Below are 23,033 nucleotides of genomic sequence, written 5' to 3'. Positions count from 1 at the left end.
TGCAAAGTAAAATGGAGGGTTTTCTTGCCGCCAAGGATCTGATGGCGCAGGGGATCAAGATCTGATCAAGAGACAGGCATTGAGTTGGGGCTTATACGTCTATGAGCACTACAGCAAAAGTTCACCAGACGGTACTGGATTGACACTTATACTAAGTCTCTGGGAATCAACTCTATCTTTTCTTTCAAAAGAGAGACGCTTACCCGTTTACCATAGCGGCCAAAAGTGATCCCTGTTTTACTATGTCCCGCCAACTCAGCCACAATATGCTCAGCAACGTCCGCCTGTTGCAGCTCATCGATAAACGTGTGTCTCATCCCGTAAATGGTGGGGCGGCCCTGACCTACGATGCCAGCATCATTGAGGTGGCGTTGGAAGCGACAGGTGATGTTATGCGCCCAATCGTCGTCTTTGCCTGATGGTCATCGAACAAAAATACCTTCCCTTGACTGCGACGACTCTCCACATAGTCTAGGAATTGATGTCCGATCAACGCACTGTGCAGTGGCACGGTACGGTACGCATTGACGGTTTTGAGCTGCTGATCCGCTTCTCCCGCATCGACCACCAAACACCAAATCCCCTCGACCTGTTTGATATTTTGCGTTTTGAGCTGGCAAGCCTCGGAGGGTCGCAGCCCGGCATACAGGCACAGCAGGGGCACCCACCAGTCTTGAACTCTCAATTTTTTGCCTTTCTGGGATTGTTTGCTGCGCAGGCTGGCAAACAGCTGAGCCAGTTGAGGGCGATGCCAGCGCACTCGCTCCTCATCCGCCCGTTTGTGCGGCTTCTTGCCTGCCGTCAACCCATCAAAAGGGTTACGGCTGCAATAGTCCAGCGCCACGCACCAACGGAAGAACTGTTTCAGGGCGGCGAGGTAATCCCCTTTGGTTTTGAAACTGAGGTTGGTCTTGCGCAGCAAGATGTTGCGATACTCCTGTGCCAGTGCGGGCGTCACCTCATCAATTTTGACGCCTTTGGCCCAGGTGACGAAGGCGTTGATCCGAAGTTGGAGCTGGCCCACCGACCTATGCTGGATCCCCTCACTGGTTTTAGTCTCGATGAATCTCGCCAATGCGTGGGTGAGCATGATCCCACTGCTGGGGCAAGCTGAGGCATCAACAGAAGGTTCACGAGGTGTGGAAGGTGTTTGAGGAGGGATGAACCCCGCTGCTTTGAACGCGTCTAGATCGGCGCGGATCCAGCGATAGAAACTGCGGGGGGCAGTATCGGCAGGAGTAGCCGCGATAAGTGCGCGAGTACGAGCTGCCACTGCCAGGTTGCGGTCTACGGCGAGCTGCCTATCTTTGGTGCAAAGGGAAGTACGGATAGCGAAGGGCAAGCCACGGTCACGTAGTGACTTAGGCAGCGGGAGACGAGTGTAGTAGGTGCCGGAGGCATTTTTACTCAGATACATGATTGTTCCACCCAGTTGATCCAGGAAAAAAATCACGCAAGTCTAGAAATGAAAAAACCCGTTGAAATTCAACGGGTTATATTTGGCGGTGAGGGAGGGATTCGAACCCTCGATACGTTGCCGTATACACACTTTCCAGGCGTGCTCCTTCAGCCACTCGGACACCTCACCAAATTTTTACTGCTTGAAGTGGCTTTCGGAGCCCGCTGCGCGTGCATCTTGCCGACTTCGTCGGTGGGCAGCCTCTCGGATACCGCACCAAATTTTTGTCTGTGGTTTAACGTGTTCAGCCAACACAGTGTCCGCTGCGCCGTTGCGCTGGAACGGGGCGTAATTTAGGGGAAAGCCCCGCCGCCGTCAACGGCTTTTTAGCCGCAGCGAACCGTTCGCACATTAAACGCACAGTTCAGGTGCTGAGGTCAGTGAACGGATTCCGGTGCGACCTGGATTTCCGGCAGATTGAGGAAGCCAAGGCGTTCACATTCGGAAACCACTTCATGGGTGGCTGCCGTGGTGCTTTCAACGAACAGCAGGAACTGCTCGACGGTGAGACCCGCCTTGGTAAAGACGGTGTGACCCACGACGAGGCGTGGCAGGTTGTCATCGATGATGTCGAGGAACACCTTGAGGGACGGATATTGCATGTTGAGACGACCCAGTTCGGCCACCAGGGGCAGCAGCGATGAGGGGCGCACTTCCAGCTCGGATGAGAACAGCAGCCCTTCCTCTTCCACGAAGATCCGGCTCTCCTGGATGCCCTCAACGGACTGCAGGGAGACCATGTGGATGCCATGACACTGATCGCACACATAGTGCTCGATCCGGGCCTGTTGCAACCAACGCATTATCATTTCAGAGCTGGGGATATTCATCATTTTCACGACACGGTAGAGATCAAGGGGCGCAGTCTAAACCAATTTTCAGACAACCAAAAGCACACAGGCCGGATCCCCGTCGTCTCGCTTCTTTTTGACAGGCCCTGTGCCTATACTCAGCCATTCTCGTAGCGCACTCGCCTCCAAAGAGCCCGATGACCATCCAAGAAAAGTATCGCCTGCACCTCAAATCCCTCTCGGATGAACTGCTCGCCCTGCAAAAACCCATCCGCATCCTGGATGCCATCAAATGGCCCCGTCACCTGCAGAGCGACTTTCTGGCAAGTGGCGGCAAGGCACTGCCCGCCATCGACAGGCACTTCTATGAATCCCTCCCCCTGGGGTTCGATCCCCGCAACAAGTACCTTGAGCTCAAGGAGTTGAGGGACAGGATCCGCCGGCGCCTCGGCCCTCAGGACGATCTCGGCCGGATCCTGCAAGAGACGGTGGATCAGTACATGGTGGTCATCGAGATGCTGCGCCAGCGCGGGCAGCCTGACTTCCAGCGCTACAGCCAGCGGCTCTACGGCTCGGCAAGCGATCACCTGCGCGGGGATCGCAAGACCCTGAAGGAGCTGGGGGCCAGATTGTGCGACATCTTCTCCCTGCCCGGCGCCCGCCACCTGGTGCGTCCCTACCCCAAGGAGTTCGAGGGGGAAGTCGCGGTGGCGAGGTTGCAGGGCAAGCTGTCGAGCTACTTCAGCGACGGCACAGTCCAGGTCAAGCTCAGCGATGGCATTGTCTCCGATGCCGCCGCCGGGGGGGATTACATCAAGCTCAACTCCCACGCCCGTTTCTCGGAGCTCGATCTGCAGGTGCTGGAGGTACACGAAGGCTGGGTTCACGTCGGCACCACCCTCAACGGCCGCCAGCAATCTTACGCCACCTGGCTCGGCGCCGGCTCGCCCCGCATCACCGCCTGTCAGGAGGGGCTGGCAGTACTCATCGAGACCCTCACGTTCAGCTCCTTCCCGGACAGGGCCAAGCGCATCTCGGATCGGGTCATGGCCATCGACATGGCGGAGCGTGGCGCCGATTTCATCGAGGTGTTCCGCCACTTCGTGGCCAAGGGGGCCAGCGAGCACGACGCCTACAAGATCACCCAGCGGGTGTTTCGCGGAGGCATGGTCGAAGGGGGCGCCTGCTTTACCAAGGATCTCTCCTATGTGAAGGGCTATGTGGAGACGGTGAACTTCATTCGCAGCGCCGTGCTGGAGGGGGTGCCGGAGATCCTGCCCATGCTGTTCGTCGGCAAGGTGACCCTGGACGACATCCCCGTGCTCTATCAGCACTATCTGGAGGGGCTCATCGACGCCCCTCGCTACCTCCCTCCCATGTTTCGCGACCTCACCGGGCTCTATGTCTGGTTCGGCTTCGCCTCCGGCATGTCCCTGGTGGACATAGGCCGGGTACAGCAGCATTTTCGCCAGCTCTTCCACCGCCTCCCGGCGGCCGACCCCATCATCGCCCCTGTGGACATCGAGATCGACTGACTCCCATAGACAAAGAGGGCGCCAGATGGGCGCCCTCTTTGGTGTCCAGGCTGCACGAGCCAGCCACGGGTTACTTGAAGGCCCGTCCTTCCAGATAATGCTTGCGGCAGAGCGACACATAGCGATCGTTGCCGCCGATCTCCACCTGCTCACCGTCGCGCATCACCTGCCCCGCCTCGTTGACCCGCGAGTTCATGTGGGCCTTGTTGCCGCACCAGCAGATGCTTTTTAGCTCCTCGAACTTGTCCGCCAGACAGAGCAGGTGGTAGGAGCCGGGAAACAGTTCGCCGCGAAAATCGGTCTTGAGACCATAGGCAATCACCGGAATGTCCTGCTCGTCGACGATGCGGGCGAGCTGGTAAACCTGCTCACGGGTCAGGAACTGCGCCTCGTCAACGATGAAGACATCGATGTGCCGCTTTGCGTGGCGCGCCTTGACCATCTCGAACAGATCGCAGCTGTCGCTGAACACCTCCACTTTCAGCTCAAGACCGACCCTGGCACTGATGACGCCGGCACCGAAGCGATCGTCGATGGCGGGCGTCATGGCCAGCGGATACATGCCACGCTCCAGATAGTTGAAGTGGGCCTGGATGAGCTGGGTCGATTTGCCTGAGTTCATGGTGGCAAATTTGTAGTGCAGTGAAGCCATGATGGGGTTCCGAAACGGGAGTGATGGGGCGCATGCTAACCAAAGCCCCTGCCAAAACCAAGGGGCCCGCAGGCCCCTTGTTCTCTTATGCGACTGCCACGGCGCTATACGCCCGGGCTTTGCGCACATGGTAACCGGAGAAGATCAGGAACCAGAGCCCGCTCACGGTGAAACCGGCTAGCGCGGAGTGCATCAGCCCCATCACCAGGTAGCCGAGCGCAGCGCCAAAGGCGATGGCCAGGGCATAGGGCAGCTGGGTCATCACGTGATCGATGTGATGGCAACCGGCCCCGGTAGCAGACAGGATGCTGGTGCTGGAGATGGGGGAGCTGTGATCCCCGAACACGGACCCTGCCAGTACGGCGGCCAGCATGGGCAGCATCAGACTGATGTCGCTGGCGGCCGCCATGTCGCCGGCCAGCGGCAGCATGATGCCGAAGGTACCCCAGCTGGTGCCGGTGGCAAACGCCATGGCACAGGAGAGCACGAAGACCACGGCGGGCAGCACTTCCACCGGCAGATTGCCATTGGCCAGAGAGGCCAGGTATTTACCGGTCTCCACATCGCGCACCACGGCGCCGATGGTCCAGGCGAACAGCAGGATGTTGATGGCGGGCAGCATGGCCATGATCCCCTGCGGAGCCGCCTTCATCCAGTTGCTTGCCCCGAGCTTGAGGCGCATGGCCAGACCGATGGAGACCACCAGGCTGCACAGGGCACCATAGACCAGGGAGGAGCCGACATTGGTGTTTTCGAAGGAGCCGAGCACGCTGAACGGCAGCCCCTTGTCGGCCAGCACCGCAGCCCCGGAGTCAATCATGAAATAGACGGTGGCCAGGGTCAGGGTCAGGATGGGCAGCACCATGTCAATCATGCCGCCATTGCTCTCCTCCGGGCTCTCCATGTCGAGCCCGATGGGGCGCCCCTTGGACTCGTCCCACAGCTTGCCCTCCAGTGCCCACTGCTCATGCTGGCGCATGGGGCCGATATCGAGCTGGAAGGCGATCACCACCAGCACCATGATCAGGGTGAACACCGCATAGAGGTTCATGGGGATCATTTCGACGAAGGCGGAGATGGGGCTCTGGTCGGTCAGACCATGAGCCGCCATGATGCCGCCGACGAGGGCGATGATGTAGGCCCCCCAGGAGGAGATCGGCATCAGCACGCAGACCGGCGCGGCGGTGGAGTCCAGCAGATAGGCCAGCTTGGCGCGGGAGATCTGGAAGCGATCGGTCACCGGACGGCAGATGGCCCCCACCGACAGGCTGTGGAAGAAGTCGTCGATGAAGAAGGCGAACACCATCAGACCGGTCAGGGACTTGGCACCCTTGCGGGTCTTGGCGCGGCGCTCCGCCCACTCGGCAAACGCCCGGGTCGCACCGGAGACGCTCATCAGGCTGATGAGGCCGCCCAGCAGCAGCATGAAGAGGATCATGTTGACGTTGTCACGATTGAGCGCACCGTCGACCCAGAAGATCCTGAGCACGGTATCGAGCATGTAATGCAGGGACGCAAGGGGAGAGAACTGGTTGAGCAGCAGGCTGCCTGCGACTATGCCCACCCCCAGCGACACCAGGACGCGGCGGGTGATGATCGCCAGCGCAACGGCCAGCAGGGGGGGAACGACGGACCAACCGGAGTCGGCGTAATGAACGATGTCCATGATCTCTTTGCACCTAAAGACAACAGGTGGAGATCTACCGAGAGGATCAAAGAAACAAAACCCATGGGGAGGGTATACTCCTCAGCCCCTTCAGGTAGCGCTCCATAGTGGATGACTATGGCAGTCCTGCACCTATTAGATGCAGAACCAGCAACCCGGTATGATGGCCTGGTCACTTCGGCGCCGACTCCTTTCATCGAGCATCGCAGGCATCACCCTCCGCTCGGTTACTCATAGGCAGCGCGCCTCTACTTAAAGGTATTCGCGGCACATTTTATCGAGCCACCGGGTGATAGCAAGTTTTTTGATTAAATTTCAAGGTTTCTGTGGCCCCCATACCTGCAAAGGTAGTCAAATGGTTCACCAAAAACTCCGATGGCGATATTTTCATCTGACACGAGCCCATTCGAAGATGTTGTCCCGTCAAACGGATAAAAATATCCTTCATATCTATTTCGAGACTTAATTTATCAGCCTAATTAATTATTTTGGCAGGCTTGACTTGGTGCCAAACACCCCTATAAATTATCGAAAAACCAGTTCTTCCCTTAATATTTTGCTCGCGTGGTAGCCAATATGAACGAATTTCTGAAAGTGCTGTTGAATATCCGTAGCCTGCGTGCAGCTTGCCGCGATTTGACGCTGGAACAACTGGAAGAAGGCTTGGAAAAGCTCTCCGCCATCGTCGATGAACGTCGGCAAGATGAATCCGCCGAACGCCAGGCCCGTGAAGAGCATCAAAAGAAAATTGCCGAATATGCCGAAATGCTGAAGGCAGCAGGGATCGATCCCGCCGAATTGGTCAACACCGTGGTTCCCGAGAATACCAAGGTCAGCAAACGTGCGCCCCGCCCCGCCAAATATCGTTATCTGGACAATGGTGTGGAAAAAACCTGGACCGGTCAGGGCCGCATGCCCTCGGTCATTGCCAAGGCCGTTGCTGAAGGCAAATCCGTGGAAGCCTTTGCCATCTGACAGCAATATCAGACCCCTTTCCACAGCAATAAAAAAACCTCGCAAGGCGAGGTTTTTTTATTGCTGCTTCGTGCGGTGGTCAGCCTCTGTCAGCCGCCTTGACCCAGAGGATCTCCGGGGTACCCGACGATACCAGCAGGTATCGGGCGATGGTGAAAAACCAGTCGCTCAGCCGGTTGAGGTAGGGCAAAACGGCCGGATTCACCCGCTCTACGCGGCTCAACCCAAGCAGCAGGCGCTCGCAGCGACGGGTCAGGGTACGCACCACATGTGCCTGGGCCGCCGCCCGCGAACCGCTCGGCAAAATAAAATTGCGCAGCACCGGCAACCCGGCACTGTAGGCATCGATCTGTTGCTCGAGCCTGTTCGTCCAAGCCTCGTTCACCTGCCACAGCGTATCCGTTTGCGATTCACTGGAAAATGCCAGCTCCCCGCCCAGATCAAACAGCTCCTGCTGCAACAATATGAGATCGGCCAGGAGAGTCGTCTCCCCGGCGGGAATTTCAGCCATCAACAAGCCTATTTGGGAATTCAGCTCGTCGATGGCGCCATAGGTCTCGACACGTTTATCGTCTTTGGCCAGGGAAGTGCCATCGGCCAGTCGCGTGAGCCCCTTGTCCCCTTGCCTTGTATATATTCTCATTCTGACATCCTGTTAATAATGGGAATAATCATGGACTCGAGTCCATTGAGCTTTATCTCGTAGGCCAGTGCCAGAGACTGGCCCAGGGTACCGGCCGGAAAACCGCTTCGCGCCATCCATACCAGATAGGGCTCGGGAATATCGATGATGCGCCGCCCCTTGTATTTTCCGTAAGGCATCTTGCTGGCCAGCGTCAGTAAGATGCGCTCATCACTGAGTCCATCCATATCAATCGATATTCAGGTATTTATGGGTCTGGATGGAGAGTCGCCAGTTACGGGCGATGCAGGTCGCCATGGCCAGCTCCGTGGCCCTGGCTTTCTGGCTGATGGGTTGCAGCGCAATTATCACATCGGGGCGCAGCCGGGCGGTGGCCAGCAGGGTATCCAGCTCCTCGATATGGTGCTCGGTGGCCACCGGGTGCTTGATCTCGTTGGCCCGCTCGAGGGCAGAGACCAGCACCGGCAACCCACCCTTCATGCCGATCTTGGGGGAAACAGTCACCCAGGTCTGCTCATGGGTCAGCACCTCGCTGGTCCCGCTGGTTTCGATCTGCACCTGATAACCCGATGCCACCAGGGCCGAAGAGAGCTCGCGCAAGTCGTAGAGGCAGGGCTCACCACCGGTCAACACCACGTGACGGGCCCGGTAACCGAGCCGGGTAAAGCTGGCCAGGATATCTTCCGTGCTCATCTTGCTCCAGCCGTCGGACTCATTGGAACGATCGAGCACCTCGCCAGGGGCCACCTCACGCTCGGGGTCCACCACCCAGGTGTGGCGGGTATCGCACCAGGGGCAGCCCACCGGGCAGCCCTGAAGGCGAACGAAGATGGCGGGCAGGCCGGTAAATACCCCCTCCCCCTGGATGGTCTGGAAGATCTCGTTGATTGGGTAGTGCATCTTGGTCACGACTTGCTGCAAAAGGGGCGGATTATACCCCAAACCCGGGCCAGGCACAGGCTCAGGATCCGCTTTTCTCGCCCAGTCCGCTCTTCTCGTACAGTCTGGCACGGATGCCGCTCTTGTCAGCCAGATAGTGATCCAGGCCACGGCGACGCAGCTCGCAGGCCGGACAGGCCCCGCAACCTTCTCCCTGGACACCGTTGTAGCAAGTGAGCGTCTGGTGACGCACGGTATCGAGGTGACCGTAATGATCCGCCAGCGCCCAGGTTTCGGCCTTGTCGAGCCACATCAGGGGGGTTTCGAAGCGGATGGGGCGATCCAGCCCCAGGGAGACCGCCTGATTGAGCGCCTTGACGAAGTCGTCGCGGCAATCGGGATAGCCGGAAAAGTCGGTCTCGCACACCCCGGTGATCACCGCTTCGGCGCCCACCTGATAGGCATAGATGGCCGCCAGGGTCAGGAACAGGATGTTGCGTCCCGGTACGAAGGTGTTGGGCAGGCCGTTCTCCTGAAGCTCGAAGCTCACCGGTATGTCGTCCCGGGTCAGCGCAGAGATGGCCAGCTCCCCGAGCATGGTCACATCCATTACCTTGTGGGCGGCGATCCCGAGCGCCGTCGCCAGATGGCGGGCGGTGTCAATCTCCGCCCGGTGGCGCTGGCCGTAATCGAAGGTGATGGCATGCACTTCGTCATAGCGGGCCTGTGCCTGCACCAGACAGGTGGTGCTGTCCTGCCCGCCACTGAAGACCACGACGGCTTTTTTCATGTTTTTCACTCCTCTGGGCAACTCAACGGCGGCGGCCTTGTGCAAAGTCATGCCACTGCCGGTTCAAATGGGTAAACAGGGTCATCAGCGGGGCGAAGCGCACAGGCTCTCCTTCCCACCGGGACAACAGATGGTAGCCCGCCTCCAGGGTGGACAGTGCCTCCTCAAAGGGCTTCTTGCGAATGGAATATTGCCCGGCAATGGCGCCGAGGGTGATCCGCGGCAACTCGAGCAGTGCAGGCGAGCTGTGCAACATGCGATAGGCTTTGCGCCAGGTGCCATCAAGGAGGATGAAGTGGGCTCGCACGGTGCGCCCACTTCTCAGGAGATGCTCCCTTGCCTGTATCAGGGTCAGGGCCTCCTCATCGGGCCACAGCACATAGCACTGGACAGCGGGGTCGGCAAGCAGGGCATTGAGCCCTTCGTCGTCGGAAAAATCCTCTCCCACATGGATGCGCACATCGGTCAGGGACGCCGCCAGCAACGCAGCCGTCCCCTTGGGGTGACCTACTTCGGCAGGGTGTTGCAGAATATGGAGTGCAGCCAGGTTCGGCACCCGCTGAATATAATCGCACAGGCACGCTTTGAGGGCCCGGGTACAGCGTGTACAGTATCGGCTCTCTTTGTCGTTGGGCTGCTTCATGTTGTCAGGAAAATCGGGTCTGCTCTGGGTCATCGCGCTTTCGCTCGTCACTGCCTTGCTCTTTTTCACCGTGCCAAATCATCAGCTCGCCTTCGATCGCGACCTGATCGCCCAGGGCGAAGGGTGGCGCATCATAACAGGCAATCTGGCACACACCAATGGATGGCACCTGCTGCTCAACCTGAGCGGTCTGGCCGTGCTCTACAGCCTGTTTCAGGAGTACCTGACGGGATGGCGCCTGCCCGTGCTGTTGCTGCTGCTGGGAACGGCGGTCGGACTCGGCATCTGGTGGGGCTGCCCGCAAACCCAGTGGTACATGGGACTCTCCGGCCTGCTGCACGGATTGTTCGTATGGGGTGCCATGCAGGACATCCGCTTTCGCCGTCACTCCGGCTGGCTGATGCTGGCGGGCGTCGCCATCAAGCTCGGTGTGGACTTTTACAGTGCCGGCGAGAGCCCTGTCTCCGCCTTGATCGGTGCCAGGGTACACATCGAGTCACACTTCATCGGTGCACTCGCCGGCCTGCTCCTCGGCCTCTTCCCCATTCGTCTGGACGCCCAGGCCGTCCACTCCTGAGCTCCCCATAGGCAAGGCCAGCCCACGGCCAAAATGCAGCAGGCCGGATCTGGGATCCGGCCTGCGCTCATTCGCCCATGACGCCGTTACCGGCAAAGCTCGGCATTGATAGCCCCAAGCACGGCGGCGGGATCCGAGGACTGGGTGATGGGACGACCGATCACCAGATAATCCGCACCCACCTCCACCGCTGCCAGCGGCGTCATGACGCGGCGCTGATCACCGGCAGCCGATCCGCTCGGACGAATACCCGGCGTCACCAGCTTGAATTCGGCTCCCAGCAGCTCCTTCAGCACACTCGCCTCTTCCGCGGAGCAGACCACACCATCCAGCCCGGCCGTCTTGGCAAGGGTGGCCAGGCGGATCACCTGTTCTGCCGGCGTCACATCCAGACCCAGGGGCACCATGTCGGACTGCTCCATGCTGGTCAGCACGGTTACCCCGATGAGCAGTGGCGCCTTGTCGCCGTATGGCAGCAACGCCTCTCTGGCGGCACGCATCATGCGTTCGCCACCGCTGGCATGGACATTCACCATCCAGACGCCCAGCTCCGCACTGGCCGCCACCGCCTTGGCGACGGTGTTGGGAATGTCGTGAAATTTCAGATCCAGGAAGACGTCGAACCCCTTGGCCACCAGTTGACGAACGAACTGGGGACCAAACAGGGTAAACATCTCCTTGCCTACTTTGAGGCGGCACTGGGCCGGTGAGATCTGCTCAATGAAGGCAAAGGCGTCGGCTTCGTGCTGATAATCCAGCGCGACCAGTACTTTGGGGTCTTGCATGTCACTTCCTATGGATTGTTATGCCACAGCCAGGCGCAGCAGAGCCGGGGCCCGGTTGCACTCTGGCATCTGAAATTCTTGGGTATCCGTGCTCGCCCGGTCGTGTTGGCCTCGCTGGCGTTTACTCCCCATCCAGCCCTCGGATCGGCTTGATGGTGCCCCACTGCCGGCAGGAAGGGCATTGCCAGAATAGCGAATGGGTGGCAAAGCCGCACTGACGGCACTTGTGGGTCGACTTGATCTTGATCTGCTCGCCGACCAGCTGTTGCAGCAGCTCCAGACTCTCCTTGGCAGGCCCCTCCTCGGCACTGGCCAACTGGAAACCGACTAGCTGATAGAAGCCCTTCATGGAGGGGTGGCGACGCAGTTGGCGCAGCACCAGCGCACGGGCCTGACTCAACCCATCGCGGGCCTCCACCAGATTGGCCAGCGCCAGGGTCACGCTGACCCCCGCATGATCCTCTACCGCTTTTTCAAGCAGCGGGATCAGCTCTTGGCTGCGACCAAGCAGGCGATAGCACTCGAGCAGTTTCGGCATGGCTTCGGAGGCAAAGTCGATATCCTGCTCGAACACCCGCAGGAGCTCCTTGGCCGCATCCTCGAACCTGCCCTCCTCCATCGCCAGATCGGCCTGCCGCAGGCTGGCGCGGGCACAGGCCGGGTGGGCACCGAGCGCACGCTTGAGCTTGGCGATCCCCGCAGGCTTGTCGCCATCGCGCAAGGCACTCTCCGCCTGTTCGCAATAGAAGTGGGATATGGGCTCGGCCAGCTTCTTGCCCTGGAATTTCTGCAGACGCACCGCCACGGCGATGGCATTGTCCCAGTCACGCAACTGCTGATGAATGATCAGGAGCTGTGCCAGAGCCGTCTCTTCGAAATCGCTGTCATCACACAGCTCTTTCCAGAGTGCTTCGGCCCGATCGAGCAATCCGGCAGCCAGAAAATCACGGGCCAGCTCCTGCAAGGCAAGCTGACGCTGCTCACGGGTCAGCTGACGGGCGACCAGGTTCTGGTGGATCTTGATGGCGCGATCGACTTCGCCCCGTTGACGGAACAGGTTGCCGAGGGAGAGGTGGGTTTCGATGGTTTCGCTGTCGACTTCCAGCAGCTGGATAAAGAGATCCACCGCCTTGTCCGACTCGTCAGAGAGCAAATAGTTGAGGCCCGCCACGTACTGGCGGGAAAACTGGTTACTCTGTTGCTGGGTGTCCTGGCGAACACTCCTGCGGCCCATGTACCAGCCATAACCGGCAGCGATGGGCAACAGCAGGAAAAGCAGTTCAAGCATCGAGGGACATTATTCCTTGGTTGTCGACCGGGCAAGCTCCAACTCGCGAGATTGACGACGCATGGTTCGGTTCAGGGTGCGATTTTGCAGCTTGAGACGCAGGAACAGCAGACCAAACACCAGCCAGCCCAGCAGAAAACCGCCGGCGAAGAAGAACCCCAGCAACATGGAGAGCGAGAACTCCCCCTGGGCAATCAGGTAGTTGAACTGCACCAGCTGACCATTTTGAGAACCGATGGCAAGGGTCAGGACAAACACCAGCACCAGTGGAATGAGGGCCAAGATACGCTTCATGGGAGCTCCCTGTCTGTAGCGAATGAGTGACTGATTATCCTTAAAATCACAGGCAGACTCTAGCGCGAATGGGAAAAGAGTGTGAGAAACCCGACAACGGGCAGACTCCAAAACATAAAAATGAAAAAGGCATACTCAGGTATGCCGTTTTCTGCATTATTCGATGATGTTGACGCGTTCGCGCAACTCTTTGCCAGGTTTGAAGTGCGGGACATATTTCCCGGTCAGTTCAACCTTGTCCCCGGTCTTGGGGTTGCGACCCACGCGGGGCGCACGATAGTGCAGCGAGAAACTGCCAAATCCTCGGATTTCAATCCGGTCGCCGTTTTGCAAGGTCGATGCCATCTGCTCAAGGATCTCCTTGATGGCGGCTTCGACATCCTTGGCCGGCATATGCATGCGGCTGGCTGCCAGTTGTTCGATGAGATCTGATTTGGTCATAAGGTTAAATCTCCTTCCCCGATCACATGCAATAATCATTTTGCCAAGATAAAAAAGGGCGGCGCAATGCCGCCCTTTTCTTGCATCAAGGATTACTCACCCTTGGCGGCTTTGAACGCTTCCATCATGGCATTGCTGAACACAACTTCTTCTTGTTGGTTCAGGCTGTCGATGGCAACACGCTCATCAGCCTCGTCCTTGGCACGGACAGACAGGCTTACGGTGCGGTTCTTGCGATCAACGCCCATGAATTTGGCTTCAACTTCGTCACCAACAGACAGCACCAGAGTGGCGTCTTCTACGCGGTCACGAGCAGCGTCGGAGGCACGCAGGTAGCCTTCTACGCCGTCAGCCAGTTCGATCACGGCACCCTTGGCATCAACCTCGGTAACCTTGCCCTTCACAATAGCACCTTTCTTGTTGTCAGACAGGTACTTATTGAACGGGTCTTCTTCGATCTGCTTGACGCCCAGGGAGATGCGCTCACGCTCCGGGTCCACTTGCAGAACAACGGCTTCGATTTCGTCGCCCTTCTTGAATTCACGCACGGCTTCTTCGCCCTGGTTGTTCCAAGAGATGTCAGACAGGTGAACCAGGCCGTCGATGCCGCCATCCAGACCGATGAAGATACCGAAGTCAGTGATAGACTTGATCTTGCCGGAAACACGGTCGCCCTTGGCGTGAGTTTCGGCAAACAGCTGCCACGGGTTGGATTTGCACTGCTTCAGACCCAGGGAGATACGACGACGCTCTTCGTCGATGTCCAGAACCATCACGTCAACCACGTCGCCAACGTTGACAACCTTGGACGGGTGGATGTTCTTGTTGGTCCAATCCATCTCGGATACGTGTACCAGGCCTTCCACGCCTTCTTCGATTTCAACGAAGCAGCCGTAGTCGGTCAGGTTGGTCACGCGGCCAGACAGACGGGTGGTCTCCGGGTAACGCTTGGCGATAGCAACCCAGGGATCTTCGCCCAGCTGCTTCAGGCCCAGGGATACACGGGTACGCTCGCGGTCGAACTTCAGAACCTTGACAGCGATCTCGTCGCCAACGTTGACGATTTCGGAAGGATGCTTAACGCGCTTCCACGCCATGTCGGTGATGTGCAGCAGGCCGTCAACACCGCCCAGATCTACGAATGCACCGTAGTCGGTCAGGTTCTTGACGATACCCTTAACTTCTTGACCTTCTTGCAGGTTGGCCAGCAGGCTTTCACGCTCGGAGGTGTTCTCGGTCTCGATCACGGCACGACGGGAAACAACAACGTTGTTGCGCTTCTGGTCCAGCTTGATGACTTTGAACTCGAGTTCTTTGTTTTCCAGGTGAGCGGTGTCACGGATCGGACGCACGTCAACCAGAGAACCCGGCAGGAAGGCACGGATGCCATTCAGTTCAACGGTGAAACCACCCTTGACCTTGCCGTTGATGATACCGATAACGGTAGCTTGCTCTTCGTAAGCTTTTTCAAGCTGCAGCCAGGCTTCGTGGCGCTTGGCTTTTTCGCGGGACAGCTTGGTTTCGCCGAAACCATCTTCGATAGAGTCCAGAGCCACGTCAACGGAGTCACCTACGTTGATTTCCAGCTCGCCCATGGCGTTCTTGAATTCTTCAGCCGGGATAGCAGACTCGGATTTCAGACCGGCATCAACCAGTACGAAACCGTTCTCGATAGCAACGACAGTGCCCTTGACGATGGAACCTTGACGGGTTTCAACGGCGTTCAGGGACTCTTCAAAGAGTTGAGCAAAAGATTCGATCATTGTTTATGTCACAAATGAAACATCCACTTGCAATCCGGCACAAGCGGGGTTGTTTTAAATTATCTGCGCCATCCTTGGTGCAGACGACTGACATCAGTTTGCGCTGACATCACCAAGTTGTTGCTCTGCATAGGCAAGCACCGTTGCCAGCACTTCATCTATGGTCATGGACGTTGAGTCTACAACAAGAGCATCTTCCGCGGGTTTCAGAGGAGCGACGGCGCGATTTCTGTCGCGATCGTCACGTTCCCGAATCTCGGTTAAAAGACGCTCAAAGTTAACATCAAAGCCCTTATCTTGCAACTGCTTATAGCGGCGCTGGGCCCGCTCCTCGGCGCTGGCGTCGAGAAAAATCTTCACATCCGCCTCGGGGAAAACTACTGTACCCATGTCGCGACCGTCGGCGATGAGACCGGGGGCTTGGCGGAATGCACGCTGACGGCGCAGCAGGGCTTCACGTACCCGGGGAAACGCCGCGATTTTGCTGGCCGCGTTGCCCACTTCTTCAGTACGAATGGTGCGGGAAACATCCTCCCCTTCGAGGATCACCTTGACCAGCTCCCCTTCTACCTGGAATTGCACATCCAGATTGGCGGCCAGGGGAACCAATGCTGCTTCGGAATCGAGCTCCACATCGTGATGCAGGGCTGCCAGGGAGAGCACCCGGTAGATGGCACCGGAATCGAGCAGGTGCCAGCCCAGTTTTTCAGCCAGCAACTGGCACAAGGTGCCTTTTCCTGCGCCACTTGGGCCATCAATAGTCATCACGGGGGCCATCTGAGCCATAACGTTTCTCCTGCGCACTCGGCATCTTGACTGGTTGCCCGCATCCCTGATCGGGATGGGATAATGGGCGCCGATTATACCCGAATGCATCGACGCTGGCAGTTGTCAGGGCACACAATTGCGCAAAAGTCGTCGCGATTGCGCCTATTATGACCAATCTGCTAACCCCCTCCTCGCGCAAGGTTTTGTTCTTATGGTTGTTATGCACAAGGCGCGCTACACTAGCCGCCCTTTTTCAAGCAGCTGTAGTCAGGAGCAACCATATGAGCAGCGTTACCCTCGTGGCCAAATCCAAGTTGCCGACCCCCTGGGGCACTTTCACGCTGGTTGGTTTTCAGGAAACCGGCACGGGCAAGGATCATGCCGCGCTGGTGATGGGCGATATCGCAGACGGCGAACCCGTGCTGGGACGCATTCATTCCGAGTGTCTAACCGGGGATGCCCTGTTCAGTCTGCGTTGTGACTGCGGCTTCCAATTGCAGGCCGCGCTGGAAAACATCGCCAAGGCGGGCCGCGGCGTCCTGCTGTATGTCCGTCAGGAAGGGCGAGGCATCGGCTTGCTCAACAAGATCCGGGCCTATCATCTGCAGGATCAGGGGGCCGATACCGTGGAAGCCAACGTGGCGCTTGGCTTTGCCGCCGACATGCGCGACTACACCATCTGTGCCGACATGCTCAAGGCGCTCGAGGTCAAGTCCCTGCGCCTGATGACCAACAACCCGCGCAAGTTGAAGGCGATGGAATCCTTTGGCATCCCGGTGGCGGAGCGCGTGCCCCTTCAGGAAGGTCGCAATCCCCACAACGAGTTTTATCTCTCCACCAAGGCAAACAAGCTGGATCACCTGTTCAAGAAGTAAGGTTGCATCCACCTTGTCAGCATACGCCTCCAGATTGGAGGCGTTTTTATTGGTGATACCACTCAATCATTGAGTATCTGTAGCGCAATGGTGAGAAACATCCCCTTGTGCTAGCAAAAAATCCCGCAATGCCCGGTTCGCCATGGAGAGCGGATCCCCCCGTCGCCAGGCTACGCAGAGATCCAGGAAGATGGGGGGGGAAAAAGGGATGCCGGTGAGGGCCGGCTCCTCTTCCAGCGCCATGCGCAGGAAGGTGGTCACGGCGAATCCCTGACGCACCACCGCCTTGAGCAGCGGGATGAGATTGCTTTCGAACGCGATGTCAGGCTCTACCCCCAGCCCCTGCGCCAACACCTCCATGTGTTCCCTGTGGTAGAAGCCTCGCCGGAACATGGCGAGCTCCTGGCCGAAGAACTGTGGCAACGAGACCGACTCAGCGCCGCGCAGGGGGTGCTCCTCCCCCACCACCATCAGCATCTCTTCCCGCAGCAGTTGCGCCCCCTCAAGGGCCGGTGGCAGATCGCTGGTGATGAGGATGGCGAGATCCAGACTGCCATCCACCATGCGGCTGAGCAGCTCCCGGGTGCCCGCCTCCTCCACCCGGATCTTCAAACCGGGGTAGCGATGCTTGAATGCCATCAGGATTGGCGGGAAGTAATAGGATCCCATCATGTAGGGGATGCCGATGCGCACCTCCCCCCGCTCCAGCCCCTTGAGCTCGGCCATCTCGGCCTCGGCCTGGTGCATCTGGCGCAGCAGCCGTTCGGCGTGGCGACAGAGGACCTCTCCCTCCGGGGTGAGACGCACGCTGCGATCCTGTCGGTCAAACAGCCGCAGATCGAGCTGCTGCTCCAGCTTGGCGATGGCCATGCTGACAGCAGGCTGGGCCACGTTCAGCCCCTGGGCCGCCCTGGTGAAGGAGCCGGCATCGCGCACCGCCAGCAGGTATCCGAGCTGTTTCAGATCCATATCAATTTCATTTATCAGAGTAATAACTTAAATATATTATATTTATACTTTTCGTCGCACTACCCTGCACAGAAGTCGTCGGGACAACTCCATATGATCGAAGTAGGCAGTCGCGAATGGATACGCGCCACCCTGGCTCTCAGCCAGGGCTCCTTCCTGGTATTCCTCAATCTCTACCAGACCCATCCCCTGCTGCCGCTCCTGGCAGAGGTCTTCTCCGTCAGCGCCCTGTCCGCCAGCTGGACGCTGGCAGGCTGCACCGCAGGGCTTGCAGGCTCCCTGCTCGTCTGTGCCCGTCTGGCTGATCGGTTCGGACGGCGGCGGATCATGCTGTGGACCCTGGCGGCCGCCATCCTGCTCTCCCTGTGCATCCCCTGGGTCACCCACTTTGATGTGCTGGTGAGCCTGCGCATCCTGCAAGGCGTCCTGCTGGCAGGGTTGCCCGCCACCGCCATTGCCTATATGGGGGAAGAGTTCAGCAAACGTGCCCTCATCGTAGCCGTCGGCGTCTATATCGCCGCCAACTCCCTGGGGGGCATCGCGGGCCGGGTGGTCGGCGGTCTGCTGGCTGGCTGGTTTGGTGACTGGCAGCACACCTTCCTCGGTATCGGGATCATCAGCCTCGCCCTGCTGCCACTGGTCATCTGGCTGCTGCCCGCCCAGCGCTGCTTCGTGGCCGTGGAGGCAGCGCCTGGGCAACTGCGCCGTGCCATCCAGAGCCACCTTGGCAATCCCCTGCTGGTGGGGGCCTATCTCATCGGCGGCCTCAACTTCATGGTCTTCCTGAATCAGTACAGCTATCTCACCTTCCTGCTGGCCAAGGCCCCCTTCTCCCTGCCGACCCAATGGCTCGGCATGCTGTTTCTGACCTACCTCACTGGTACCGTCGCCTCTTCACTGAGCGGCCGCGGGGCCCATCGCTGGGGAGCACAACGCCTGCTGCTGGCGGGAATAGCCCTGATGGCACTCGGCAGCCTGGCCCTGTTGCAGGGGAGCCTTGTCGCCATCATCGGGGGATTGCTTGTCTCGAGCTTCGGCTTCTTCCTGGCCCACGCCTGCGCCAGCGCCTGGGTCGGCCAGCACGTGGAGCACAACCGGGCGCTCGCCTCGTCGCTCTATCTGGTGGGGTATTACTTGGGGGCCAGTCTGGGCGGGCTTTATCTGCATCCCTTCTGGGAGCAAGGGGGGCTCTGGGGTCTGGTGCTCGGCATCGAGCTGGTGTTGATGATCACCGCGGGGTTGAGCCTCTGGCTCGGTCACTTGAAAGGACGTGTGGCGCCCGCTTGTGCGTTGACGCCACAGGATCAGGCTTCCGTCAACGGGCCCTCACCTCACAGACCGTCATAATAGTCCGCCGGTACCGGCACTACGGCGCCGGTGCAGAGCTCTTCGTCGATCACCTCGTCAAGCGGGCGCAGATGAAACTTGATCTGCCCAGAGGGCAGCATCAGTCCTATATCCGGATTGCGTCCGTCATCGATGTTGCCGGTCTTGAAGGGGACATCCGGATGCGTCGTCACCAAGGTCGTGAGCGAGGGCACCACCAGCTCGATATGTTCGAGCCCGGCCTGATGGCTTCGACCCGCCTTGGGGGCGGCCAGTTCGATGCAGGGGACGGTCACCTGCTCCCAGCAGACAGGCTGGTGCAAGCGATAGGTGGCGATGGGACGACCGCCTATCATCCCCTCCACCAGCAAGACTCCGTGGGCGGCCAGCACCGCTTTCAACTCCAGATATTCCTGCAGGGTGGCGGCGCGGTAGCAGAGGTGATCCACCACGGGGGAGTCCTTGACTCCCATGACGGCATGCATTTCCGTGAGCAGTTGGCAAACAAATGGGGCCATGGGCCCCAGTGTGGAATCCAGTGGATGTGACATGATCACCATTTCTTCTTGGGTTGGAACAGGACGTCCAGTTCGTCCGTCTCTTTGTCCTTGATGTTTTGCAGCTCCTTCTCGCTGTGCTGCTGCAGGTGTTCTTCCAGCTGGCGCATCCCCTGACGCATGTCCTCTTCCCGCGCCAGCAGGTAGGGATCCTTGTCGGTGACATTGGCCAGCGCCCCCAGTCCCTTGGTGTAGAGCTGGCGGCAGGTGCCGTACTGCCCCTGGATCTGAGCATCCATGGCCCGCTTGAGCAGGTTGGCGATGTTGATCTTGAGCTGCATCAGCTCGAGGCGGCGATCCTCCTGGGCAAAGCCCTGAGGATCTATCTTGCCCTTGTTGTGCTCGACCCGCAGCACGGCCCGCATCTTCTTGGCCAGTTGCAGCATCTGGATGGCCTGGCGGTCGGACTCCGGCGTCTTGAAATTTCCCTCGTCCTGGCTGCTGTAGTTCTCCTGCACGTTCTTGATCTGGAGCTGGACATCGGCGATGCGCTGCTTGACCTGTGCATTGGGCATCACCAGCGCGATGGCGCGGTAGGCATCCAGGATCCGGTGTTGCAACAGCAGCACCATGTTTTTGGAAAAGGGCACCAGGTTGACGTTCAGCAACACCTCTTCGGTCTCGTCTGCCACCGCCTTGTGACGGGCAATGGCCTGGCGCTTGTCCGATTCGGCCTTCTGCTTGTATTGCTGCACCACGTTATAGGCGATGACCAGAAACAGGAGTGCGCCGATTGACAGCAATATCAGGGTTAAAATCATAGGGTGTTCACACTCCAGTCCCAATCCAATTGCGAGATCCTACAACAGCTTAGCCTCATAGGGTAGCGCCCAGATCCCGTATTGCCTCACAAGAACGCTCCCAGGCGGTGACCGCATCCGGTGCGTCTTGCTCCATATCGCCCGCCGCCCCCATTACTTGAGGCAAAAACCCTTCGACTGCAGGAATCCCAGCATGAAGGGCCTCGCCTCCTTGCCCAGGATCCCCCTGATCTGCCCGCTCCAGGTCTGATCCTTGTTGTTGCTGCTGCGGGCCTGGTAGTAGTCGTGGATCTGCCGATCATATTGGGCCAGCAGGGCGCGATCGAGCGTCTCTGGATAGCGGTTCTCGTGCACCACCAGCGCCCGGGGCAGCCGCGGTTTTTGCTCCGGCCGCTGGGCGGGATGACCCAGGCAGAGGCCAAACAGCGGGATCACCTGATGGGGCAGACCCAGCACCTCGCTCACCTTGGCCGGATTGTTGCGAATGCCGCCGATATAGACCCCCCCCAGCCCAAGTGACTGGGCCGCCAGCAAGGCATTTTGCGCCATCAGGGCGCCGTCGATGGCCCCGATCATGAGCTGCTCCACGAAGCCGGTGCGGGCCTCCGGCACTATCTGGCTGTGACGATGGTAGTCGGCGCAAAACACCAGAAACTCCGCCGCTTCGACCACATAGGCCTGATGGCCGGCCAGCTCCGCCAGGGTGGCCCGCAACCCCTTGTCGGTGACCCGGATGATGCTGTTGGCCTGGAGGAAGCTGGAGCTCGCGGCGCTCTGGGCGGCGCTCAGGATCTGATCCAGCTGCTCTGCGCTGACGGGCTCTGGGGTGAACTGGCGAATGGAGCGATGGGAAAGAATGAGATCGATGGTCGGGTTCATGGTACCTCCGGGATGAAGGCCACACTCTACCCAAAAAAAGCGGGGGGCCCAAGGCCCCCCGTCACCCTCAAGGGGCAGGATAGACATAGGGGGCCTGCAACCCAAGCGGGAACCCCAGCGCCCAGTAGATCAGCAGGAAGCCCGTCCAGCTCACCAGGAAGGCCAGGGAGTAAGGCAGCATCATGGAGACCAGGGTGCCGATGCCTGTGCTCTTCACATACTGCTGGCAATAGACCACCACCAGGGGGAAGAAGACCATCAGCGGGGTGATGATGTTGGAGGCGGAATCCCCCACCCGATACGCGGCCTGAGTCAGCTCGGGCGAGATCCCCACCGCCATCAGCATGGGCACCAGGATGGGGCTGATGAGGGCCCACTTGGCGGAGGCCGAGCCCACCACCAGGTTGACGGTGGCCGTCAGCAGTATGATGCCGACGATGGTCACCTCTCCCGGCAACGCCAGGGCGTGAAGCACCTCGGCACCGGAGAGCGCCAGCAGGGTACCGAGGTTGGAATCCCCGAACGCCTTGATGAAGAGGGCGCAGAAGAAGGCCATCACCATGTAGGAGCCCATCTTGTTCATGGTGGCCGACATGGCGTCGATCACATCCTTGCCGCTCTTGAAACTGCCAGCGACAAAGCCATAGACGATCCCGGGCAGGATGAAGAGCAGGAAAATGAGGGGCACGATGGACTTCATCACCGGTGCGGCGAAAGTGGTGAGGGAACCGTCCGGTGCCCGCATCGGCGAGTCGCCGGGGGCCAGCGCCAGCCCCAGCAGCACCACGGCCGCCAGCATGGCGAACCCGGCCCAGTTGAAGGCCCAGCTTTCCTGGGCGCTGTAACGACCCATCTCGTCGGCGCTCTCCAGATCCTCGTTGAGAGGCACCTGCTTGAGGCGCGGCTCGACAATCTTCTCGGTGACAAACCAGCCCACGCAGATGATCAGCAAGGAAGAAGCGCCGGTGAAGATGATATTGCACAGGGTGTTGACCATGTAGTCAGGGTCGAACTACTGGGCTGCAGACTGGGTGAAACCCTGAAGCAGCGCATCCCCGCCGGAGGGCAGGAAGTTGGCGGCAAACCCGCCGGAAACCCCGGCAAAGGCTGCGGCAATCCCCGCCAGCGGGTGGCGACCCGCCGCATGGAAGATGATGCCGCCAATGGGGATCACCAGCACATAGCCCGCATCGGCGGCGGTATGGCTGACGATGGCCACCAGGATCAGCATGGGGGTCAGAAAGCGCGCCGGCGTCACCTTGAGCAGCTTCTTGAGCCCGGTGTTGATGAAACCGGACTGTTCAGCCACCCCGACCCCCAGCATGGCCACCAGCACGATGCCAAGGGGAGCAAACCCGGTGAACGTGGTGACCATGCTGGCGAGAAAGTCCGCCAGCCCTGCCCCGGTCAACAGGTTGTTGATGACCACGGCCTCTCCGGTGCGGGGATTGACCAGATCGAAGGAGAACTGGGAGCCTATCCAGGAGCCAACCCAGACGATCAGCAAGGCATAGAGGAAGAGCATGGCGGGATCCGGCAGCTTGTTGCCCGCCTTCTCCACCCCGTTCAGAAAGCGGTTCAACCAGCCGTTGGGAGGGGCCGGACGCTCGTTCACTGCAGCTTGACTCATTATGGTGATACTCCATTACCAAGGAATGAGCGCGCATACTAGCGATAACGTCTAATGGATCCCATGATATGAGACAAAAATTCGATT

Annotated in this window: 24 protein-coding genes, 1 tRNA gene, 1 pseudogene and 1 riboswitch; of the genes and pseudogenes, 5 read left to right on the top strand and 21 right to left on the bottom strand. The window is 59.2% G+C overall.

What is annotated here, in order from left to right:
* Nucleotides 1–343 precede the first annotated feature (343 nt).
* The 3 genes from PG892_RS11705 to PG892_RS11695 all read right to left on the bottom strand — a co-directional run bounded on the left by PG892_RS11705 (nucleotide 344) and on the right by PG892_RS11695 (nucleotide 2,292).
* Nucleotides 344–1,417 carry a phage integrase SAM-like domain-containing protein gene (locus PG892_RS11705; protein WP_270825422.1) on the bottom strand — a complete coding sequence of 358 codons (1,074 nt, stop codon included), beginning with the start codon at nucleotides 1,415–1,417 and terminating at the stop codon, nucleotides 344–346.
* 83 nt (nucleotides 1,418–1,500) lie between these two features.
* A tRNA-Ser gene (locus PG892_RS11700) sits at nucleotides 1,501–1,588 on the bottom strand.
* A 248-nt stretch (nucleotides 1,589–1,836) separates the two neighbouring features.
* Nucleotides 1,837–2,292, bottom strand: coding sequence for a YbjN domain-containing protein (locus PG892_RS11695; RefSeq protein ID WP_160839247.1), 456 nt, complete (start codon nucleotides 2,290–2,292; stop codon nucleotides 1,837–1,839).
* Between the two features lie 155 nt (nucleotides 2,293–2,447).
* On the opposite strand from PG892_RS11695, the gene PG892_RS11690 reads away from it, so the two are divergent.
* The gene (locus tag PG892_RS11690) at nucleotides 2,448–3,785 is read left to right on the top strand and encodes a flavohemoglobin expression-modulating QEGLA motif protein (RefSeq protein ID WP_114522776.1); all 1,338 of its coding nucleotides are present in this window, start codon (nucleotides 2,448–2,450) and stop codon (nucleotides 3,783–3,785) included.
* Nucleotides 3,786–3,855: 70 nt separating this feature from the next.
* On the opposite strand, the gene PG892_RS11685 is transcribed toward PG892_RS11690, so the two are convergent.
* Nucleotides 3,856–4,437, bottom strand: a complete 582-nt coding sequence (locus PG892_RS11685; protein ID WP_010674989.1) for a thymidine kinase — start codon at nucleotides 4,435–4,437, stop codon at nucleotides 3,856–3,858.
* Between the two features lie 85 nt (nucleotides 4,438–4,522).
* Entirely contained in the window at nucleotides 4,523–6,103 is a 1,581-nt protein-coding gene (locus tag PG892_RS11680; RefSeq protein ID WP_223917356.1) for a Na+/H+ antiporter NhaC family protein, read from the bottom strand.
* Between the two features lie 87 nt (nucleotides 6,104–6,190).
* A riboswitch (Lysine riboswitch) is annotated at nucleotides 6,191–6,362 on the bottom strand.
* A gap of 317 nt (nucleotides 6,363–6,679) precedes the next feature.
* Here PG892_RS11680 and PG892_RS11675 point away from each other — a divergent pair.
* Nucleotides 6,680–7,078, top strand: a complete 399-nt coding sequence (locus PG892_RS11675) for an H-NS family histone-like protein (RefSeq protein ID WP_041215041.1) — start codon at nucleotides 6,680–6,682, stop codon at nucleotides 7,076–7,078.
* A 79-nt stretch (nucleotides 7,079–7,157) separates the two neighbouring features.
* On the opposite strand, the gene PG892_RS11670 is transcribed toward PG892_RS11675, so the two are convergent.
* The 5 genes from PG892_RS11670 to PG892_RS11650 form a co-directional block, all read right to left on the bottom strand.
* A complete protein-coding gene (locus PG892_RS11670) occupies nucleotides 7,158–7,721 on the bottom strand; it encodes a cob(I)yrinic acid a,c-diamide adenosyltransferase (RefSeq protein ID WP_041211547.1) in 564 nt (187 codons plus the stop codon).
* Nucleotides 7,718–7,948, bottom strand: coding sequence for a DUF3820 family protein (locus PG892_RS11665; protein WP_039038687.1), 231 nt, complete (start codon nucleotides 7,946–7,948; stop codon nucleotides 7,718–7,720). The genes PG892_RS11670 and PG892_RS11665 overlap by 4 nt, the downstream gene beginning before the upstream one ends.
* A 1-nt stretch (nucleotide 7,949) precedes the next feature.
* Complete coding sequence (gene queE / locus PG892_RS11660) at nucleotides 7,950–8,621, bottom strand: 7-carboxy-7-deazaguanine synthase QueE (protein ID WP_223915164.1); 672 nt, start codon at nucleotides 8,619–8,621, stop codon at nucleotides 7,950–7,952.
* Nucleotides 8,622–8,682: 61 nt separating this feature from the next.
* Complete coding sequence (gene queC, locus PG892_RS11655) at nucleotides 8,683–9,390, bottom strand: 7-cyano-7-deazaguanine synthase QueC (RefSeq protein ID WP_223915163.1); 708 nt, start codon at nucleotides 9,388–9,390, stop codon at nucleotides 8,683–8,685.
* A 22-nt stretch (nucleotides 9,391–9,412) separates the two neighbouring features.
* Nucleotides 9,413–10,066, bottom strand: coding sequence for a tRNA-uridine aminocarboxypropyltransferase (locus PG892_RS11650; protein ID WP_223915162.1), 654 nt, complete (start codon nucleotides 10,064–10,066; stop codon nucleotides 9,413–9,415).
* On the opposite strand from PG892_RS11650, the gene rrtA reads away from it, so the two are divergent.
* Nucleotides 10,032–10,610, top strand: a complete 579-nt coding sequence (gene rrtA / locus PG892_RS11645; RefSeq protein WP_223915160.1) for a rhombosortase — start codon at nucleotides 10,032–10,034, stop codon at nucleotides 10,608–10,610. The two genes, PG892_RS11650 and rrtA, sit on opposite strands and share 35 nt — an antisense overlap.
* A gap of 86 nt (nucleotides 10,611–10,696) precedes the next feature.
* On the opposite strand, the gene pyrF is transcribed toward rrtA, so the two are convergent.
* The 6 genes from pyrF to cmk form a co-directional block, all read right to left on the bottom strand.
* On the bottom strand, nucleotides 10,697–11,395 hold the full coding sequence (pyrF, locus tag PG892_RS11640; RefSeq protein ID WP_223915152.1) for an orotidine-5'-phosphate decarboxylase: 699 nt from the start codon (nucleotides 11,393–11,395) through the stop codon (nucleotides 10,697–10,699).
* A gap of 121 nt (nucleotides 11,396–11,516) precedes the next feature.
* The gene (gene lapB / locus PG892_RS11635) at nucleotides 11,517–12,683 is read right to left on the bottom strand and encodes a lipopolysaccharide assembly protein LapB (RefSeq protein ID WP_270825420.1); all 1,167 of its coding nucleotides are present in this window, start codon (nucleotides 12,681–12,683) and stop codon (nucleotides 11,517–11,519) included.
* 9 nt (nucleotides 12,684–12,692) lie between these two features.
* Entirely contained in the window at nucleotides 12,693–12,977 is a 285-nt protein-coding gene (locus PG892_RS11630; protein ID WP_010675000.1) for a LapA family protein, read from the bottom strand.
* A gap of 156 nt (nucleotides 12,978–13,133) precedes the next feature.
* Entirely contained in the window at nucleotides 13,134–13,418 is a 285-nt protein-coding gene (gene ihfB, locus PG892_RS11625) for an integration host factor subunit beta (protein ID WP_005299934.1), read from the bottom strand.
* 92 nt (nucleotides 13,419–13,510) lie between these two features.
* Nucleotides 13,511–15,181 (bottom strand): 30S ribosomal protein S1, encoded by a 1,671-nt coding sequence (rpsA, locus tag PG892_RS11620; RefSeq protein WP_010675001.1) that lies wholly within the window; start codon nucleotides 15,179–15,181, stop codon nucleotides 13,511–13,513.
* A 93-nt stretch (nucleotides 15,182–15,274) separates the two neighbouring features.
* Nucleotides 15,275–15,967, bottom strand: coding sequence for a (d)CMP kinase (gene cmk, locus PG892_RS11615; RefSeq protein WP_041215039.1), 693 nt, complete (start codon nucleotides 15,965–15,967; stop codon nucleotides 15,275–15,277).
* Between the two features lie 263 nt (nucleotides 15,968–16,230).
* Here cmk and ribA point away from each other — a divergent pair, with 263 nt between their 5' ends.
* Nucleotides 16,231–16,824 (top strand): GTP cyclohydrolase II, encoded by a 594-nt coding sequence (ribA, locus tag PG892_RS11610; protein WP_010675003.1) that lies wholly within the window; start codon nucleotides 16,231–16,233, stop codon nucleotides 16,822–16,824.
* 66 nt (nucleotides 16,825–16,890) lie between these two features.
* Here the strand turns inward: ribA and PG892_RS11605 are convergent, their stop codons facing one another.
* Nucleotides 16,891–17,793 (bottom strand): LysR family transcriptional regulator, encoded by a 903-nt coding sequence (locus tag PG892_RS11605; RefSeq protein WP_010675004.1) that lies wholly within the window; start codon nucleotides 17,791–17,793, stop codon nucleotides 16,891–16,893.
* Between the two features lie 93 nt (nucleotides 17,794–17,886).
* Between PG892_RS11605 and PG892_RS11600 the strand changes: the two genes are divergently transcribed.
* On the top strand, nucleotides 17,887–19,140 hold the full coding sequence (locus tag PG892_RS11600) for an MFS transporter (protein ID WP_223915148.1): 1,254 nt from the start codon (nucleotides 17,887–17,889) through the stop codon (nucleotides 19,138–19,140).
* Here PG892_RS11600 and PG892_RS11595 read toward each other — a convergent pair.
* From PG892_RS11595 to PG892_RS11580, 4 genes and pseudogenes are all read right to left on the bottom strand, one after another.
* Complete coding sequence (locus PG892_RS11595; protein ID WP_223915146.1) at nucleotides 19,125–19,679, bottom strand: VOC family protein; 555 nt, start codon at nucleotides 19,677–19,679, stop codon at nucleotides 19,125–19,127. The genes PG892_RS11600 and PG892_RS11595 overlap by 16 nt on opposite strands.
* Nucleotides 19,673–20,437 carry a DNA repair protein gene (locus tag PG892_RS11590; RefSeq protein ID WP_103858888.1) on the bottom strand — a complete coding sequence of 255 codons (765 nt, stop codon included), beginning with the start codon at nucleotides 20,435–20,437 and terminating at the stop codon, nucleotides 19,673–19,675. The genes PG892_RS11595 and PG892_RS11590 overlap by 7 nt, the downstream gene beginning before the upstream one ends.
* Before the next feature lie 153 nt (nucleotides 20,438–20,590).
* The gene (gene nfsA, locus PG892_RS11585) at nucleotides 20,591–21,316 is read right to left on the bottom strand and encodes an oxygen-insensitive NADPH nitroreductase (RefSeq protein ID WP_103858887.1); all 726 of its coding nucleotides are present in this window, start codon (nucleotides 21,314–21,316) and stop codon (nucleotides 20,591–20,593) included.
* Between the two features lie 67 nt (nucleotides 21,317–21,383).
* Nucleotides 21,384–22,946: pseudogene (locus PG892_RS11580) on the bottom strand (AbgT family transporter).
* Nucleotides 22,947–23,033: the final 87 nt, after the last annotated feature.

This window comes from Aeromonas sp. QDB68, assembly GCF_027707405.1.
In the GTDB taxonomy this organism is placed as follows: Bacteria; Pseudomonadota; Gammaproteobacteria; order Enterobacterales; family Aeromonadaceae; genus Aeromonas; species Aeromonas caviae.
The sequence above is the reverse complement of the archived record's forward strand: the minus strand, read 5'-3'. Positions and strand labels throughout refer to the sequence as shown.